The 18,146-nt window shown below is 38.9% G+C and carries 16 protein-coding genes; 5 read left to right on the top strand and 11 right to left on the bottom strand.

Annotation, left to right across the window (positions count from 1 at the left end; translation table 11 throughout):
- Window positions 1-50: 50 nt before the first annotated feature.
- Window positions 51-974, bottom strand: coding sequence for an EF-P lysine aminoacylase EpmA (epmA, locus tag IE867_RS00720; protein WP_192482856.1), 924 nt, complete (start codon window positions 972-974; stop codon window positions 51-53).
- An 83-nt stretch (window positions 975-1,057) separates the two neighbouring features.
- Window positions 1,058-1,876, bottom strand: coding sequence for a polyphosphate kinase 2 (gene ppk2, locus IE867_RS00715; protein ID WP_192482855.1), 819 nt, complete (start codon window positions 1,874-1,876; stop codon window positions 1,058-1,060).
- Window positions 1,877-2,093: 217 nt separating this feature from the next.
- On the opposite strand from ppk2, the gene IE867_RS00710 reads away from it, so the two are divergent.
- The 3 genes from IE867_RS00710 to IE867_RS00700 all read left to right on the top strand — a co-directional run bounded on the left by IE867_RS00710 (window position 2,094) and on the right by IE867_RS00700 (window position 5,621).
- Window positions 2,094-3,638, top strand: coding sequence for a thaumatin family protein (locus IE867_RS00710; RefSeq protein WP_192482854.1), 1,545 nt, complete (start codon window positions 2,094-2,096; stop codon window positions 3,636-3,638).
- Window positions 3,639-3,675: 37 nt separating this feature from the next.
- Window positions 3,676-4,212, top strand: coding sequence for a DUF6622 family protein (locus IE867_RS00705; RefSeq protein ID WP_192482853.1), 537 nt, complete (start codon window positions 3,676-3,678; stop codon window positions 4,210-4,212).
- A 137-nt stretch (window positions 4,213-4,349) separates the two neighbouring features.
- Window positions 4,350-5,621 (top strand): cation:dicarboxylate symporter family transporter, encoded by a 1,272-nt coding sequence (locus IE867_RS00700; protein WP_192482852.1) that lies wholly within the window; start codon window positions 4,350-4,352, stop codon window positions 5,619-5,621.
- Between the two features lie 41 nt (window positions 5,622-5,662).
- On the opposite strand, the gene IE867_RS00695 is transcribed toward IE867_RS00700, so the two are convergent.
- The 8 genes from IE867_RS00695 to IE867_RS00660 all read right to left on the bottom strand — a co-directional run bounded on the left by IE867_RS00695 (window position 5,663) and on the right by IE867_RS00660 (window position 16,231).
- The gene (locus IE867_RS00695; protein ID WP_192482851.1) at window positions 5,663-7,360 is read right to left on the bottom strand and encodes a peptide ABC transporter substrate-binding protein; all 1,698 of its coding nucleotides are present in this window, start codon (window positions 7,358-7,360) and stop codon (window positions 5,663-5,665) included.
- 96 nt (window positions 7,361-7,456) lie between these two features.
- A complete protein-coding gene (locus tag IE867_RS00690; RefSeq protein WP_192482850.1) occupies window positions 7,457-9,115 on the bottom strand; it encodes a peptide ABC transporter substrate-binding protein in 1,659 nt (552 codons plus the stop codon).
- Window positions 9,116-9,157: 42 nt separating this feature from the next.
- The gene (locus IE867_RS00685) at window positions 9,158-10,153 is read right to left on the bottom strand and encodes an ABC transporter ATP-binding protein (RefSeq protein ID WP_192482849.1); all 996 of its coding nucleotides are present in this window, start codon (window positions 10,151-10,153) and stop codon (window positions 9,158-9,160) included.
- Complete coding sequence (locus IE867_RS00680; RefSeq protein ID WP_192482848.1) at window positions 10,146-11,144, bottom strand: ABC transporter ATP-binding protein; 999 nt, start codon at window positions 11,142-11,144, stop codon at window positions 10,146-10,148. The genes IE867_RS00685 and IE867_RS00680 overlap by 8 nt, the downstream gene beginning before the upstream one ends.
- An 8-nt stretch (window positions 11,145-11,152) precedes the next feature.
- On the bottom strand, window positions 11,153-12,088 hold the full coding sequence (locus IE867_RS00675; RefSeq protein ID WP_203249595.1) for an ABC transporter permease: 936 nt from the start codon (window positions 12,086-12,088) through the stop codon (window positions 11,153-11,155).
- Between the two features lie 13 nt (window positions 12,089-12,101).
- Window positions 12,102-13,043, bottom strand: a complete 942-nt coding sequence (locus IE867_RS00670) for an ABC transporter permease (RefSeq protein ID WP_225629900.1) — start codon at window positions 13,041-13,043, stop codon at window positions 12,102-12,104.
- Between the two features lie 113 nt (window positions 13,044-13,156).
- A complete protein-coding gene (locus tag IE867_RS00665) occupies window positions 13,157-14,806 on the bottom strand; it encodes a peptide ABC transporter substrate-binding protein (RefSeq protein ID WP_192482847.1) in 1,650 nt (549 codons plus the stop codon).
- A 153-nt stretch (window positions 14,807-14,959) separates the two neighbouring features.
- Entirely contained in the window at window positions 14,960-16,231 is a 1,272-nt protein-coding gene (locus tag IE867_RS00660; protein ID WP_192482846.1) for an MFS transporter, read from the bottom strand.
- Window positions 16,232-16,461: 230 nt separating this feature from the next.
- Here IE867_RS00660 and trmB point away from each other — a divergent pair, with 230 nt between their 5' ends.
- Window positions 16,462-17,148 carry a tRNA (guanosine(46)-N7)-methyltransferase TrmB gene (trmB, locus tag IE867_RS00655; RefSeq protein ID WP_192482845.1) on the top strand — a complete coding sequence of 229 codons (687 nt, stop codon included), beginning with the start codon at window positions 16,462-16,464 and terminating at the stop codon, window positions 17,146-17,148.
- A gap of 107 nt (window positions 17,149-17,255) precedes the next feature.
- Window positions 17,256-17,495, top strand: coding sequence for a hypothetical protein (locus IE867_RS00650; protein ID WP_192482844.1), 240 nt, complete (start codon window positions 17,256-17,258; stop codon window positions 17,493-17,495).
- A 5-nt stretch (window positions 17,496-17,500) separates the two neighbouring features.
- On the opposite strand, the gene IE867_RS00645 is transcribed toward IE867_RS00650, so the two are convergent.
- Window positions 17,501-17,812, bottom strand: coding sequence for a helix-turn-helix domain-containing protein (locus IE867_RS00645; RefSeq protein ID WP_192482843.1), 312 nt, complete (start codon window positions 17,810-17,812; stop codon window positions 17,501-17,503).
- Window positions 17,813-18,146 lie beyond the last annotated feature (334 nt).

Here is an 18,146-nt window from a genome sequence, read left to right as displayed (position 1 = left end):
GCTTACACAATCAAAGGCGGTCGAAATAAAGCCATATTCAATCTCATAATCTAGCAATATAGTACTTCTTGTATATCTTCATAGCCGTCAAGACACATTACAAGACGATCCAAGCCTAAAGCAACACCTGAGCACTCAGGTATTTGATCAAGACAGGCTAATAAACCTTGATCAATAGGGATATCTGCTTTGCCAAGGCTTTGGCGCAAATGTAAATCATGCTGAAAACGCTTGGCTTGTTCAGTCGCACTGGTTAACTCATAATAGCCATTGGCTAATTCAACGCCTTGATAAAAAAGCTCGAAACGCTTGGCAACCATTTGCCCACTACTATCGGGCATCACGCGCGCCAAGGCAGCTTGCACTTCAGGGTAATCATAGACAAACACAAATTGCTGCGCCTTAAGTTTAGGCTCAATAACATGGGTGAATAATACATCTAAGCACTCGATACTATTTGGACTGGCTAAACCTTGAATATCCCCCACATGCCGAGAAAGCGCTTTTTGCAAAGAGCTTGAGTCTGCCGTATGTGGATTTATGCCAATCAACTGTTGAAATAATGCTTTATAGCTAAAATACTTAATGGATGCTTGCGGCTTAAGCGTAAGCAACATTTGTGCGATTTCCTCACGCAATGCCGTATCATCCAATCCCACACGATACCATTCAAGCATCGTAAATTCATGATGATGATATTGTGCTTTAGGATCATCGCGCAATGCTTTACAAATCTGATAAATACATCCTGAGCCTTGTGCTAATAATCGCTTCATTGCATATTCCGGTGAAGTTTGCAAAAAGCGTGTGCCTGATTGAGTGTTAATGGCAAAGGCATCGATATAGGGATCACTCACTGGGTATGGATAAGATAAAGGGGTATCAACTTCTAATACACCTCTTTGGGTAAAAAAATTGCGAATTTTTGTAATGTATTCAGCACGCCGAATCAGTGCACTATTTGATGGTAGCATAATCTAGATCACCTATATAAAGTACCAACATTCTAACAAACAAGTAAGATGAAAATAACTGTTATTAACGATTACAATTAAACTTATTCCGGATAAATCTCACTCGCCAAACCGACAATGAGTGGATCAGGTTTAATCGCAATATTCATATCTTTATTTTTGTAATCCAGACGTGATAAGACAAAGCGCATGGCATTAATACGTGCACGCTTTTTATCATCTGATTTAATCACCGTCCAAGGAGCCAACTCAGTATCGGTATGCAAAAACATGCTCTCTTTGGCTTCGGTGTAATCATCCCATTTATCCAGACTCGCTTTATCAATCGGGCTTAGTTTCCATTGCTTTAGTGGATGCACAGCACGCGATTGGAAGCGTCTCTTTTGCTCTTTTTGACTAACTGAAAACCAAAATTTAAACAGCTTAATACCACTTTGCACAAGCATCTTCTCAAGATCTGGCGCTTGCGTTAGAAATAGTTGATATTGCTCAGGTGTACAAAATCCCATCACCTTTTCAACACCTGCACGGTTATACCAAGATCTATCAAAAAGAACGATCTCACCAGAGGTTGGTAAGTGACGGATATAACGCTGAAAATACCATTGCCCCTGCTCACGTTCAGATGGTTTCTCTAATGCCACAACGCGTGCGCCCCGCGGGTTAAGATGCTCCATCATCCGCTTAATCGTCCCTCCTTTACCAGCAGCATCACGTCCTTCGAAGATAATCAGTACCTTCTGACCTGTTGATCTTACCCACTGCTGCATTTTCAAAAGCTCAATTTGTAATTGTGTTTTCTGCTGCTCATAAACCTTTCTTGGCATTTTCTCCTGATAAGGGTAAATATTCTCAGTAAAGAGTTTACGACGATTTAATAAATCAAGTGATGTATCGGTCATATCCATGTGCTTTGTTATCTGTGCATAGCTTTATTGTAGCGCTACAAGGAATAACTACAAGTCAACATCTAGCGGATATGCCTACCGTAAATCATTTAGAAATGCTAAATAACTGAATAACTGTGTGCAATGAGTATGTTCTTCTCGTAAATATCGAAAACGATGCTAAGCTTATACCTGCCTATGTAAACAACGTCATCGCACAAGGAGTTTTTTGATGATTAGAAATACACGAATAATTTTCTTATCCGCAATTAGTGTATTTTCACTAACCCTCTTTGGGTGTGGCGGCAGTGGCTCTCCATCAACCACTACACTCTCACTTGCAGGCACGACCAATCAATATTACAACCAAAGCTACACTTATACAGCAACCTTTTCCAATCTTGGGAGCACTCAGGGTACTGGCATCACGAACTGCACATTGAATATTTCAGGAGATGCTAGCGCCTATTTGCAAATTGTTAGTACACAAACCACTGCCAACCAGTGCATCTTTACGGTAAAAGATAGTAATACAACAAACACCAATTTATTAGCCTCACTATCGGCAACCGCCACCTATAATAATCAAAGTTATCAATCTGGTAATAGCCTTCAAGTGGAAGCATATAGCATCCAAGTCAACCCACCACAGCCAGGAACCACCAACTACTGGCGCCTAAACTTTCCTTCGGGCACGCCTTTGCCAAGCTATGTTTATCAAGGTCAGAAGCTAATTGCTTATGCTGAAAGCTTGGCACAACCAGTTTTTTTAATGCCGACAAATACAAATGGTACTTTCCAAATCATCACCCCTAATGGCAATGGAACTTACCGAGGTTGCCAGTTGACGATGTCTCAATCAAATAATGTCTCTGGCAGCTGTCCTGGAATTAGCACACCTCAACTCAGTGGTAATGAACTTAATGTTTCCTATGCCGCAGGCACGTTACCAAGTATCACACCACAAGTAACGCCAACGCCTCCAATATACCCTCCACGACAAATTGTTTTTATGAACAATCTTACTTTAGCCGTTACCATAAAAGTTACCGGTGCAGGTCAAACAAGTTCATTCACAGTAAGTGGGCAATCAAGTTACAACTATGCTATTCCTGATGCTGGCTTAACATCCTATAACTTTCAAATTTCTAGTATTAACACACGCAATGTGAGTGATGGCACTTACGGTGAGTATGCAACCCTTTTAGAGGTCACTTATCCAGCACTTACGGATATTCATAATCAAGCCAACATTGATGTATCAATGGTCAATGGTTATAACACACGTTATAACTTCTACCCTCAAGCGGGGACTTACTTTACCTATGATTTCGCACTAGGTAATACCACACAAGCAGTATCTTATTTTGATGAACAAATTCCCGCATCTACTTTGAATCCATTAAATATTTCACTTGAGCAATTATGCCAAACTATTGATAGTGGCATGAAAGCCCAACAATCACAATTCAACAGTACCAATTTTGTTGCGACATCATCATCAAGCTTTGCAGGTTGCTATAGTCCACGATCTGTTGCTAGTGTCGCCTTTGGCCCAACATCCGATATTTTCAACCAATATGGTTGCGTTGGTGCTTATGGTACACCAGCAACATGTACAACTGGCGCCAACTCCAGTTATGTTAGTAATCTTCATGCCAATGCTTTTCGCGGCTATGCTTACCCCTATGATGATTGGTTTGCTGACTATTCTGCTGATCGCCACACCTCTTTAGTATTCGAAATATTGAGCGCACCCAATGGCTTAGCAAACTAACTAGAATTAAGTGAAATAAGTTAAAGGAGAAATATTAATGAATACAGTAACAATCAGTCTTTGGGACATGCTTATTTATACCCCATGGTGGGTTTATCTGATTTTTATTTACTGTCTTGTGATTGGCATCAAAGCCACTAAGCCGCGCACGGTATCACTGACAAAACTTTTTATTATTCCAATCATTTTCACGCTACTATCACTTGATACCTTGGTTAGCGTATTTCCATTAACGTTGGTTAATATTCTCATCTGGATTATTGCTATATTAATTGGCATTGGCGTTGGGTTCATTATTGCTTTAAACGGTAAATACGATGTGATGGTCAACAACAAATCTATCCATTTTCACGGTGGTTGGTTTACTTTTGTATTATTGATCATCATCTTTATCAGTAAATACGATGTAAATTATAAGCTTGCATTAGAACCAACCCTTGCTTATCAATTTAATTTTAGTCTTATTAGTCTCGGTGTTTCAGGAATATGTAGCGGTCTATTTGTTGGCCGGTTAATTGGTTATATCAAACGCTATCGTCAAGCCAAACAAGCGATCGATACCACATATAACTAACTCATCTCATTAATCAGTTTTTCTTATACAGTTAATAAATAATATATCGACTGTTTGTTTTGCTATCGTCCAGCAACTCGCCTATTATTATCTAATAATTATCTTTATCATTTTACAAAAAATACGGAGCCCACTACGTGATCACAACCATATCCCTGCTGATATTAATCCTATTAGCATTGGCACAATTTTATAAAATCAGTTTTAACATTCGTGCAGTCGCCTCTTTAATCATTGGTGTTGTCTTTGGTATTGTTTTGAGACTATTAAATCAAAGCAGTGGTTATGACACCCTGCATAGCCTGCTAAATCTAATCAGTGATACTTATATTAGCTTACTTAAGATGTTAATTATCCCACTGGTGTTAACGGCAATTATCCATGCAATTGTTAATCTGCGTCATCATCAAGGATCTTATCTGATTAAAATGGTGACAAAAGCGGTTGTTATTATTCTGATTCTTACTGGTGTTAGTGCAGTTATTGGCGGACTGGTTGGCTCATGGATGCATATTGGCTTTGGCATGTCATTCTCTGGTGCTTTAAACACCCCTGAATCGCATAATCTTGTGGATACGATTACCGGCATGTTACCGAGCAATCCAGTGACTGCAATGGCAGATAACAATGTCATTGCCGTGGTTATTTTTGCCGCTTTGATTGGCTTTGCTACATTAAAGCTGCATCAACAGGAAAAAGAAATCGCTGCTCCTTTTATTAGCTTTATTCACTCAGCATTCTTTGTTGCTAAAAAGCTTGCCAATATGATTATCGCTCTGACACCTTATGGTGTGTTTGCATTGATGACACAAATGACACTTGATCATGGATTAACAACTTTGATGCAGATGATCAACTTTATTGCTGCAATGTATATTGCCATGCTTATTGTTATTATTATGCATACTATATTGATTACCTTAAGTGGTGTTAATCCCATTCATTATTATAAAAATGTTTGGCGTGCATTACTGGTTGCCTTTACCACACGTTCAAGCTTTGGCACATTACCGGTAACCATGGATGCCTTAGGCAATCGCTTAAAGCTCTCTGAAAGTGTTTCAAACTTCACACCAAGCATAGGTGCCACAATCGGTATGAATGCTTGCGCGGGTATTTATCCAGCAATGCTTGTTGTCATGACCTTAACGATTATGGGTGAGCCAATTACTTGGCAAATCATTCTATTAGTCGGTGCGATTAATATGATTGCTTCATTGGGTGTCTCTGGCATCCCAGGAACCGCCTTTATTGCAGCAGGTGTTACCTTTGCAACGCTTGGGTTACCATTTAATATTATCGCGCTTGTGCAAGGCGTTGACCCGATTATTGATATGGGACGCACTGCCACTAATGTCAATGGCGTGATGACAACAGCAGTGATTACTGATAGAACAACTAAAATATAATAATGCAGGGCATATGCAATATGCCCCTACGGATGTCTTTATTAACTTTTGTTATCTTCTTTAAAATACAACCACTTTGATTGAATCATATTCATATGATCATTTTTCGCAGTGAACCCAGCGATACGTTTGCTCATTAAGTGATTATACGAGTAATTATAAAGTGGCAGAATAATATAATCATTCATTGCCGCTTTTATCGCTTTGGTCATATAAGGTATCTCAGCTTGCTCATCTTTTTGACTAACTGCCTTTCTGAAGTTTTGTGTTACCTCCTGATTGCACGATTGACCATAGTTGTTACCACTGCCACAGGTAATCAATTCAACCCAGTCGCTAGCATCATTATAGTCAGCCTTCCAATCCAAAAGACCAATATCAAATTGATGCTTATCCATGGTTTGTAAAAAGACTTTCCATTCTTGATTTTCCAATGATATATCGATGAGATTACCAAACGCTTGTTGCCACATGCCAACCACAGCAAGCACAAATGATTTTTTCCACGGCGATGTGTCATATGTCAATGTAAACTTAAGTGGATGCTCTGCTGAGTAACCTGCTTTTTCAAGCAATGCTCTGGCCTCTTTTTGGCGTGTTTGCATATCTTGACTTACCCAGTTATAACTTGGCATGGTTTTATAAAGGTCTTTGTATAAACCACCTTGAACACCGTCTGGTAATACACTATACGATGGTGTTTCACCTTTTTTCGTGACATTCTCAACCAACGCCTTACGATCAACAACAATGGTTAACGCTTTACGTACATCGACTTTAGCAAAATCAGGATTCTTAAAGTTAAACCAGAAGTACTCATTGCCAAGCATTGTATTATGCTGTAATTGATCGCCATATTTCTTGGCATAATATTCAATATTTTGACCATTTGGCACATCCCAGGTCATGTCTAGATTACCGGATTGGAATTGTGCATATTCAGTTGATAAATCAACGATTGGTAAATATTTGACTGTTTTAATAGCCACATCTTTTTTATCCCAATAATGCGGATTTTTAACCGCAAGCAAGTGACCATTTGGAATCCACTCTTTAAGCATATAAGCGCCATTGGTGACCATTTTACCTGGTTGCGCCCAGCCTTTACCATATTTTTTAATTTCTGCTTGATGTAATGGATAACTTGACGTTAACAGCATTAACTGCAAGAAATAAGGCTGTGGATGTGACAAACTAATTTGCAAAGTATAGTTATCTAAAGCTTTTACACCGAGCGTCGTAAAGTCTTTTGACTTGCCATTAATAATAGCTGGTGCACCCACAATTGCCTTAAACATCGTATTAAAGACATTAGGTACTTCTGGGTTTAAGTTTCGTCTAAATGCATAGACAAAATTCTCAGCAGTCACTGGATCACCATTTGACCACTTAGCATCATGACGCAAATGAAATGTATAGGTTTTGCCATCTGCTGAGATATCCCAAGATTTAGCGACACCAGGCACAATTTCATCCTTTTGGTTAAGCATCACCAAGCCTTCATATAAGTCATTCACAACACGCATTGAACTGACATCAGATAAAATCCCTGGATCAAGTGTTGGTACAGCAGCACCGACACCAACCGTTAAGACTTGGTCTTTTTGTGATGCTTGCTGCTGTGTTGTCGTTGCTGCTTGTCCACTGTCGTCTTTTGCTTTCTGTGATTTTGAGCATGCACTCATTGTCACAGCCATAGCACCTAGCGACATGCATAGCAGTAGTTTTTTGATTTTCATATCTTCCTCCCTCATGATTGGTTGTTGTTTACTCTATATAAACCTCTTTTTTATTTATCTTTGCTATTTCACTCATTACAAATCCTAATATAAATTTTACTTTTTAAAATACATCCACTTTGAGTACACATGATCCATATGGTTATTTTCTGGATCATAGCCACCAATATATGGTTTTACCAAACGATAATATGTGTAATTATACAATGGCAAAGAGTAATACCCCGCCATCGCAATCTCAATCGCTTTTTTCATATGCGAATCAAATTGTGCTTGTGTTGGTGCATACATACCCAGCTGATATTCTTTATCTAATGCTTTGTTACAGAATCCTGCATTATTATTCGGGCTATTACATAAAAACATATCAACAAAATTACTTGCTGCATTAAAATCAGCAATCCATGCAAAACGTCCAATTTGGTAGTTTTGTTGTTGTAAGGTTTGCAGATAAACCTTCCACTCTTCATTTTGCACTTTAACACTCACCATACCACCAAAAGCCTGCTTCCACATTTGCGTAATCGCTTCAGCAATTTTCTGATGTGTTGGCAATGTGTTATAGCTAATTGTCAAATTCAATGGATTTGTATCAGAATACCCTGCTTTCTCTAATAAACCTTTGGCAATTTGATCGCGTTCTGCCATCGGTTTATTGACCCAGCTATAGCTTGGCACATCTTTATAGACATTATCATAAATACCACCTTGGATACCTTGCGGCACAATGCTATATAAAGGCGTTTGCCCCATTTTCAAAATCGCATCAATAATTGCCTTGCGATTGACTGTCATTGTTAGTGCTTTGCGCACTTCCAGTTTATCAACGCCCTTGGCATTGGTATTAAACCAATAGTAATATGCACCTAATTGTGTGACATCAACAAATTGTGAGCCAAACTGTTGGCGATACTGATCAGCACTTAATCCATCGGGCAATGTCCAAGTAATATCCATCTGTCCTGCCTTATAACGATTAAGCTCATCCGTTGGGTTATTAATTGGTAGATAGCGAACTTTATCGATTTTAACATTTGACGCATCCCAATAGTTCGGATTTTTGAGTGCTAAAATATGTCCATTTGGAATCCACTCTTTAAGCTCATAAGCGCCATTGCTAATCATCTTACCCGCTTGTGCCCAACCTTTTGGATCCTCTTTAACTAATGGAGGATAGACAGGATAAGCCACTGGATTTGCTAAAATTGCTGGAAAGTATGCCAAAGGGTGCGCTAGGGTAATTTGAAGTGTAGAATCATCTAATGCTTTAACGCCCAAAGTATCGGCTTTTGCCTTATTATCCATAATTGCTTGTGCGCCTTTGATCACATTAAGCATGGTGTTATTAGGTGCAGCTGTTTCAGGTGTTACAGCACGTCTTAATGAGAAAACGAAATCCTCAGCAGTGACTGGTTTACCATTTGACCATTTAGCATTATCGCGTAAGTGAAAGGTATATACGGTACCATCTTTAGATATATCCCACGATTTGGCCACACCTGGAACCGCTTTATTTGACTGATTTTCAGTAGTTAAGCCTTCAAATAAATCATCGACAACACGCCCTGAAGTTGTATCATTAACAAGTTGTGGATCTAAGGTTGGCACGCCAGTACCCACCCCAACAATCAAGGTATCTTTACCTTTTGGCGCCCTATCTGAATCTGTCGTTTGCGTGCTATTCCCTCCACAACCAGACAATGCAGCCAATGCCAATGTTAAACCCAATACTAATATCTTTTTTGATCCCTTCATATTAACTATTGCACTCCTTATTTTGTTTTAGCTTCTTAAGTTTCACTGTTTAACGTGTAATTTTATACATGCTGCTTTGCGCTCATCTGACAACGTATATAACTGCGGTTTGTCTTTGGAACATGTTTCATCCGCCTGTGGGCAACGCGTACGAAACACGCACCCTGACGGTGGATTAATCGGTGAAGGTAAGTCTCCCTCCAAAATCTGAATTTTTTTCTCACGCTCAAGTACTGGATCAGGCAACGGCACCGCTGATAATAACGCTTTGGTGTAAGGGTGTGTCGGATAATCACATAACGCTTTTGATTCACCAACTTCCATTAAATTGCCTAAATACATCACCATAATGCGATCTGAAATATGCTTAACCACACTTAAGTTGTGTGCAATAAATAAAATCGTCAAGCCTAGTGTCTGTTGTAATTCTTTTAATAAATTCACTACTTGCGCTTGAATCGATACATCCAATGCGCTGACAGGTTCGTCACATACCAAAATTGATGGCTTCAAAATTAACGCACGCGCAATACCTACGCGCTGACACTGTCCACCAGAGAATTGATGGGGATAGCGATTGATATGTTTTGGCGATAAGCCAACCATACGCATCATCTCTTCAACACGCTTGCGCCGCTCTTCTTTTGATAGCTTAGGTTCATGCACTTTTAATGGTTCAGCAATGATATTACCAATGGTAATGCGTGGATTAAGGGAAGCAAATGGATCCTGAAATATCATTTGAATCTCTTTTCTAACAGGCTGCCATGATTTTTTATGTTTCAATGCGGTTAAGTCTTTACCTGCCCATACCACTTTACCCTCTGTTGCATTGACTAAGCCAACCACCGCGCGAATCAATGTTGATTTACCACAGCCTGATTCTCCCACGATACCTAAGGTTTCACCTTTCTTAACATCAAATGATACACCATCCACCGCTTTAACAAAGCGCGTTTCTTGCCAAGGCCATGATTTCTTCAGTGGAAAATGAACTTTCAGATTTTCTATATTTAAAACAGTCTCATTACTAAGCATGGTTCATTGCCTCCATTTGTTGTTTGGCATAAAAGCACGCGACTAAATGGCTATTATCTTTTGCATTTTTCACATAATTCTCAAGCTTTGGTTTATGCGTCAAACAATTTTGCAATGCAAAATCACAACGTGGTTGAAAAGCGCAACCCTGTGGCAAATTAGATAAATCAGGTGGCTCTCCAGGAATAGCTTGCAAACGTGCACTTGGGATATCAACGCGTGGTGTAGCTGCCATTAAGCCTTTGGTATACGGATGATGATTGCGCTTAAATAAATCATCAATATTCGCCGACTCCACAGGCGATCCACCATACATCACCATTACACGATCACAAGCTCCAGCAACAACACCAATATCATGCGTAATTAAGATCGTTGCCATATGAAACTCATTTTGCAGCTCTTTTAATAGCTTTAGAATCTGTGCTTGCACCGTTACATCTAATGCCGTTGTCGGCTCATCAGCGATCAAAAGTTTTGGACGGCACATCAGCGCCATCGCAATCATCACCCGTTGACGCATGCCACCTGAAAACTCATGTGGGTAGAGCTTTACACGATTCTTAGCATCTGGAATATGTACTGCGTCAAGCATCTCTATGGCTTTTTTAGCTGCATCAGATTTTGAGCAATTGCGATGAATCATCAATGTCTCTGATAGTTGTTTTTCAACCGTAATATACGGATTCAGTGAGGTCATAGGATCTTGGAAAATCATTGATATTTGATCACCACGAATCTTATTTAATTCATTTGTTGGCATACCTACCAACTCTTTGCCATTAAATTTAGCAGAACCTGAAATCACGGCATTAGATGCCGATAGTCCCATCAATGCCAATACCGTTTGGCTTTTGCCAGAGCCTGATTCACCAACAATTCCTAAAGTTTCGCCTTGATCTAAACTAAAGTTAATTTTATTAACCGCACTAACCAATCCATCATTGGTTTTAAATTTTACTTCTAAGTCTTTTACTTCTAATAGTGACATATTTCCTCCTAGCGATGCTCGCGCGGATCAAGCGCATCTCGTAAACCATTACCGACGAAATTAAAGCATAATAAGGTAACCGTTAAGAAAATTGATGGAATTACCAATACCCACCAATAATTAAAGGCAATCACTTGTACACCATCGCTAATGAGTCCACCCCAGTCAGTCATTGGTGGTTGAACACCCAGACCTAAGAAGCTTAAGAATGCCGCCGTCATAATGACAACTGGTACCGTTAGCGTAATATAAACAGCAATGATACCAATAAGGTTTCTAACAATGTGACGTGTGATAATCACTCTTTCACTGACACCACAAACATAAGCCGCTTCGATAAATTCTTTGCTTTTTAAACCTAACGTCTGTCCACGCACGACACGCGCCATATCCAACCAACTGACCGCACCAATGGCAATAAATACCAATACAAAGTTTCTACCAAATAAAGTCACCAACAAAATGGCAAAAAACATAAAAGGTAAACCATAAAGCACATCGACAATACGCATTAAGATATTATCGATTTTCCCACCAAAAAACCCAGCAGTAGCACCAACTAATGTACCAATAATCACACTAACCAGTGTCGCTACCAAGCCAATCTCAAGGGTCACGCGCCCACCAACCATCACTCGTGTAAAGACATCACGTCCTAAACTATCCGTGCCAAACCAATGAGTGGCACTAGGTGCTTGATAGACTTCAAGCAAGTTTTGATAGGCATAGGTATATGGTGAAACCCACGGTAATATCACTACTGCCAAAACAATCAACAGTAATATGACGAGACTGATCATCGCAATTTTATTTTTCTTAAAACGCATCCACGCATCATAGTATAAACTGCGACCTTTAAAGGCTTGTTCATGCGAGGTATTGGCAACCTCTTCCAGAAAGTTTGCATTCTTCTTTTTTTGTTCAATTGTGAAACTCTTTGCCATTTTTCACCTCTCTCTAATAACGAATTTTTGGATCTAAAAAGGCATAAACAATATCAACGACCAAGTTAAATAAGATCACTAATAAGCTATAGATAATCGTTAATGCTAATACTAGATTGTAATCGCGGTTTGTTGCCCCTTGCACCACTTGCACGCCAATACCAGGAATGGTAAATACCGTTTCAACGACCACTGATCCTGTTAAGATCCCAGCCACTGCAGGACCTAAGAATGATACCACAGGCATTAATGATGGCTTTAAAGCATGCTTCCAAACAATGCGCGGCATTGAAAGCCCTTTGGCTTTTGCCGTACGAATAAATGGCGAGCTTAATATCTCAATCAAACTACTTCTTGTGATTTGCGTGATAATCGCAATATAAGGAATTGCCAAGACAATAACCGGTAAAACCAAGTCATTCCAACTTCCCCAGCCACCTGCTGGAAATAAGCCTAAAATCACTGCAAAAATAAGTACGGCTAAGGGAGCTGTCACCACAATCGGTGTTGAGATGAAAAGCATCGCAATAACACCAATAATATGATCGACAAAGCTCAACTTTGTGTTACGTGTTAGCGCGGAAAAAATGCCAAAAATAATGCCAAAAATACTTGCCAAAATAATACTAAAGATACCCAACTGCACTGACACCCAAAAACCACCTTGCCCACCATCAGGGAAAACCAATTGATTGATAGACTGTCCTTGGTATTTATAGGAATAACCCAAATTACCATGTAGTAAATCATTAATATAGTAAAAAAACTGCTTCCACAAAGGCAAATCTAAATGATATTGATGGTGCAACTGCTTCAAGACTTCAGGTGGCAAAGCACGCTCTGTTGCAAATGGATCACCTGGTGTCATATGCACCATCAAAAAGCTAATAAGCACCACCACAAATAGTGTGGGGATGGCACCACCTAAGCGTCGAATAATATAACCAAACATCATTTCTCCCTTGTTGTTTTAACGCACCTTATAAACAAATAAACGCGTATTTCCTACACGGCTATCGTATGTATTTAGAATAATAAACACAATAGCGTCATAGTCTATTTATATGCTTATGCTCGATATTTAAATGATAACCATTTGTCATACAAATGATCCAAGTGATTATTTTGAATGTTATAGCCAGCTATATAAGGCTTCACAAGGTGAGTTACTGGCTGTACGATGAGTGGTGTACTTGGATAATCATTCTGCATCATCTGCAACGCTTTTGTATAATATGGGACAGCGGCATCTGCTGTTAATTGCTTTTGCCCTTGTGTAATCAACTTGTCATATTCTGTATTGCAGTATCCGGCATTATTTTGTGGGTTAGTACACATCCACATATTGGCAAAGTTATCTATTGCATTAAAATCAGCGACCCAACCATCACGAGCAACACCTTCATAGCTATGCGATTGGCGTAGCTTCAAAAATACTTTGAACTCTGAGTTTGCTAAATTAACTTTAACTCCTAGATTCTGCGCCCACATTTGACTAATCGCTTCCATTAATTTCTTTAAGCGACCATCTGTATTATAATCCAAAGAAACGACTAATGGATTATCTACTGAGTAACCCGCCTTTTTGTATAATTCTTTTGCCAAAGCTAAGCGCTTTTCTTTGGACCAATCATGCCAAGCATAGGTAACATCTTTATAACGCCCACCATCAATATCTGCTGGGAATAAGCTATAGGCTGCCACACTACCATCATTAACCACATTTTTGGCTAAAGCCACGCGATCAATAGCCAAAGATAAAGCCTCACGTAAATCTTTATTACCCTTAAAAGGGGGCTTTGTCATATTGAAGTCGAGATAATCCAACGTGAGCCATGGTGTGCTTTGTAGCTCTGCACCATAGCGATTTTTAAGTATATCTAAACTTACCGTTGGCACATACTGTACATAATCCACCTGACCTGATGCATAGGCATTTAATGCAGAACTTCGATCAACAATAGGTAGAAACTTCACATTTTGAATTTTAACGCCCTTTGCATCCCAGTAATATGGATTTTTCGTCACAAGAACATAGCCATTAGGCACCCATTCTTTTAACTCATAAGGGCCATTGCTTATAAGCTTGCCTGCTCGGAAAAATCCTTTACCATATTGCTCAACACCTGCTTTATAAACTGGATAAGTTACAGGATCCGCCATAATACTTAGGAAATAATAAACAGGATAATCCAGTGTTATTTGTATTTCATGCGCATTAATTACCTTAACACCTAAGCTAGATACTGGCTTTTTACCATCCATAATTGCTTGAGCATTTTGAATCGGTGCAAGCTTGTATGCCATTTCTGATGCGGTTTGTGGATTAACTGCACGTTTCAATGCATAGGCAAAGTCTTCCGCCGTAACCGGTTTGCCATTGGACCATTTGGCATTATCTCGCAAATAAAAGGTATAGCTTAAGCCATCTTTTGATACCTTGTAAGACTTAGCAACACCAGGAACTGGTTCATTTTTTTGATTCTCGGACATCAAACCTTCACCAATATCGTACATGATATTTGCTGAGTAAACATCTTGAGCATGTGCCGGATCTAATGAATCAGGCTCAGCCGCATTTGCACGAACGAAAGTATCTTTACCTTTGGGCGCAAACTGATCTGATGATTTACTTGACGTTTGTGAGTTACTGCCGCCACATCCTGCAATAAAAAGCGCTGACAATAATAATGAGGGTATTAATTTGACCTGTTTCATATTTCCTCCCCAGGAATAAAATTCACTACCTACGAAATTAAGTTATAACTTTTAAAAGAAGATGTCACGAAAAATATATGATATTTTGTAAAATTATTACCCAAGCCTTAAGCAAGATCAAAACACAGTCAATTATTTGTTTAAGCATCTACTTCAATAATTATCGTCATTACTAATAACCTGATGATTCTTGACAAAAACAATTAAAAGCCCGAGCAGACATAAACTCGCACACCCCATCGACCAAGCTGTATTAATTGTCATAAAGACACCACCTAAAACACCTGATACGCCCCAGCCAAATCCTTTGGCAAGCGTGTATAAAAAGCCTGAAATAAATCCCTGATAGCGAATCTCAACTGCATTGCTAAATCCAACAACTAATAATGAAAAAACCACCATATCGCCAAATGCCATAAAAAAACTCACAACATAAATCATCAGCTGATGATCGGTTGGATATAATGCTAACAACATTGCTCCTAAGGCACCAACAAGCATTGCCGAAATAGCGATAATAAACAACTTCTGATAGCTTAAAAAGCGTTGCAAAATCGGCAACAGAATTAAGGCAGATAACATTAAAGATAAACCGATAAAACTAACCAATAATCCAATTTGAGCAACATTAAAGCCAAGTTTGAGTTTAGCAATCGGTTGAATAAACTGAAAATACATCCCCCAGGCTAACTGATCTAATAATAAAAGCACGATCAAAATAGCAACTTTCTTCTGCTTTAGTAATCGCCATATCGTCTGCATAAGGGGTATATTTCTCTGTACTTTTTGTTGCTGATAATACCTCTGTGGTTTATAACACCACCAAATAATAAATATCAAAGTAATCGATATCATTGCAATAACATAATACGGTGAAACGAAGCTGCCACTTTGCGCCATAATCACACTACCAACAAATGGACCGATAACAAAAGCAAGTCCCGTAAAAAACTGTAACAATCCCACCCATAGCAGTTTACGTTTATCGTTATGTGCCGCACTTGAAATACTGGCAATCACAACAGGAAACATACCGTAAAGAAGATGACCAAGCACATAGCCAATAATAAATAGTACAATCATATGTAAGTATGCTGAAAATATGGTACTGACTCCAGTAGCTGTCACTGCCAACATTGATATCACCGCAACCTTTTTGCGTCCAATATAATCTGAGACCACACCCCATAGAACATTGGCAATAATCCCTGCTATTTGTCCGGCTAACAAAAACACACCATAGTAAATTCCAGCTTGTTGCTGTGAGCCAATGCTTAACCAAAAAGGTGATTTTTCATCAAAAAATAACTGCACATAACTAGGATTAATCAGTGCAAATAACACCTCTGTTGAGAATATCAATAAATAAGCTTGTAAGAAAAAGTGATAGGAAATGTTCTGAGATGATTGAGATACCTGTCGCATTGGATCAAGTTCCTTGGCCTTCATAATAAAGAGGTGCTATTTAACCTTAGCAATCATTGATAGTCAACCTCCATCTATTTTAATTACTCCAATTACCATATGCTTGAAGCATAGTGTGTATGCATAGATCGAATTTCATATCAAATTTTCATCTATCTGAAGCTTGTACTTTCTGAAGCCTCACTTTACTATAGCTACTCTATATAAAGTATTAATTAAAATCATCTAAAATGGATAACAAAAGCATACCCACTATGCGCACCGTCAAAAGCTTTGTTAAGCGTGCCGGCAGAACCACCGTGCGCCAACAACGTGCGTTAGATAATTACACTCATCTTTATCAAATTCCTTACACAGTTGAGGAAACCAATTTTGATATATACTATAAAACGCCTCAACCACTCGTTGTTGAGATTGGTTTTGGGATGGGAAATAGCTTAGTCACCATGGCAAAAGAGGCGCCTCAAACAAACTTCCTAGGCATCGAAGTTCATGAACCCGGTATTGGTAATATCTTAGATCATATCCATGAGAACGCATTAGAAAACCTACGCGTAATGCAACATGATGCCGTTGAAGTTTTTAAACACATGATTAAAGATAACACTTTAAAAGGTGTGCAAATATTTTTCCCTGATCCATGGCATAAAAAGCGTCATCACAAACGCCGTTTGATTAATCCTAAGTTTATTGATTTAATTCTACAGAAGCTTGAACCCACAGGATTTATTCATTTTGCCACGGATTGGCAGAATTATGCTGATGAAGTACTCGAGCTATTTACCAAGCATACTCAACTTAAAAACCCGCACAACGGTTTTGCACCACGCCCAGAGCATCGACCATTAACCAAATTTGAAGCACGCGGTCAGCGCCTAGAGCATGGCGTATGGGATATTATCGTTTACAAACGATAACGCTAAAAAGTATTTGTGAAATAGCTATATTTCGCTATAAACCCTAGTATTCACCACTCTTTTTGCATATAGTTTGATCTATTGAAAAAATAGAGCTTATTGAAACTATGAAAAAACTACACCCTTTACAGCTGATATTCTTAATTGCTGTGGCAATACTGTTATTACCGCTTTTTCTTTTCTTGGGCGTATGCTTTGTTATTTATGGCTTAATAGTTAAAAAACGTATCAAAGATATACTTAATAAAGCAAGTCAAAATACAAATGAAGAGTTAAATAACAACGCTAATAGTTATAGAAAAACAACCACTGGACGTGTTATCGATCATGAGGAAATGAATAAATGAAGAAATTATTTTAGCGGTGATTCTTCTTCATCTTCAAGCATGCTGTATTGCTCAAGCTTCTTACGGAAAGTGCCTCGATTAAGCCCAAGAATGCGTGCAGAACGGCTTTGATTACCGCCCGTGAAGTCCATTGTTGCTTCAATCATTGGGCACTCGGTTTCTTCCATAATTAAATCATAAACATCATCAGGATTCAAGCCTTCTTGTGAGACCATTTTGTAGTAATGCTGCACGCGTTTGCGCACAACCTCACGTAATGGAAATGTTTCTGCAGATTGTTCATCCGGTTTCAATTTATAATGCATTGTTGCAGCCATAATCGTTTCCCCCTATATTGAAACTTTGTTCATTAGCTGTTGGTTAATATCCAACAAGAGATTAATTGATTTAGCATCCAATAACAATAGCGTCACAGCCAAAAAAATATTATTTTACCGCGAAAAAATGTTTTGGTTACAAAGAGGATTAAAAAGCACACATATTACAAGTTGCTTTTAGCATAATAAACAAACCGGAGTTATGCACTTTTCCTATTTCAACACCCCGCCTCGCAAGCTCGGCACCCCTCTTGCAAAGAGGGGAATATAAAATCAACACTACCTAATTCCCCTCTTTGCAAGAGGGGTGGCAGCCGTAGGCTGACGGGGTGTT

The organism is Cysteiniphilum marinum (assembly GCF_014857925.1).
Classification (GTDB): Bacteria; Pseudomonadota; Gammaproteobacteria; order Francisellales; family Francisellaceae; genus Caedibacter; species Caedibacter marinus.
The sequence above is the reverse complement of the archived record's forward strand: the minus strand, read 5'-3'. Positions and strand labels throughout refer to the sequence as shown.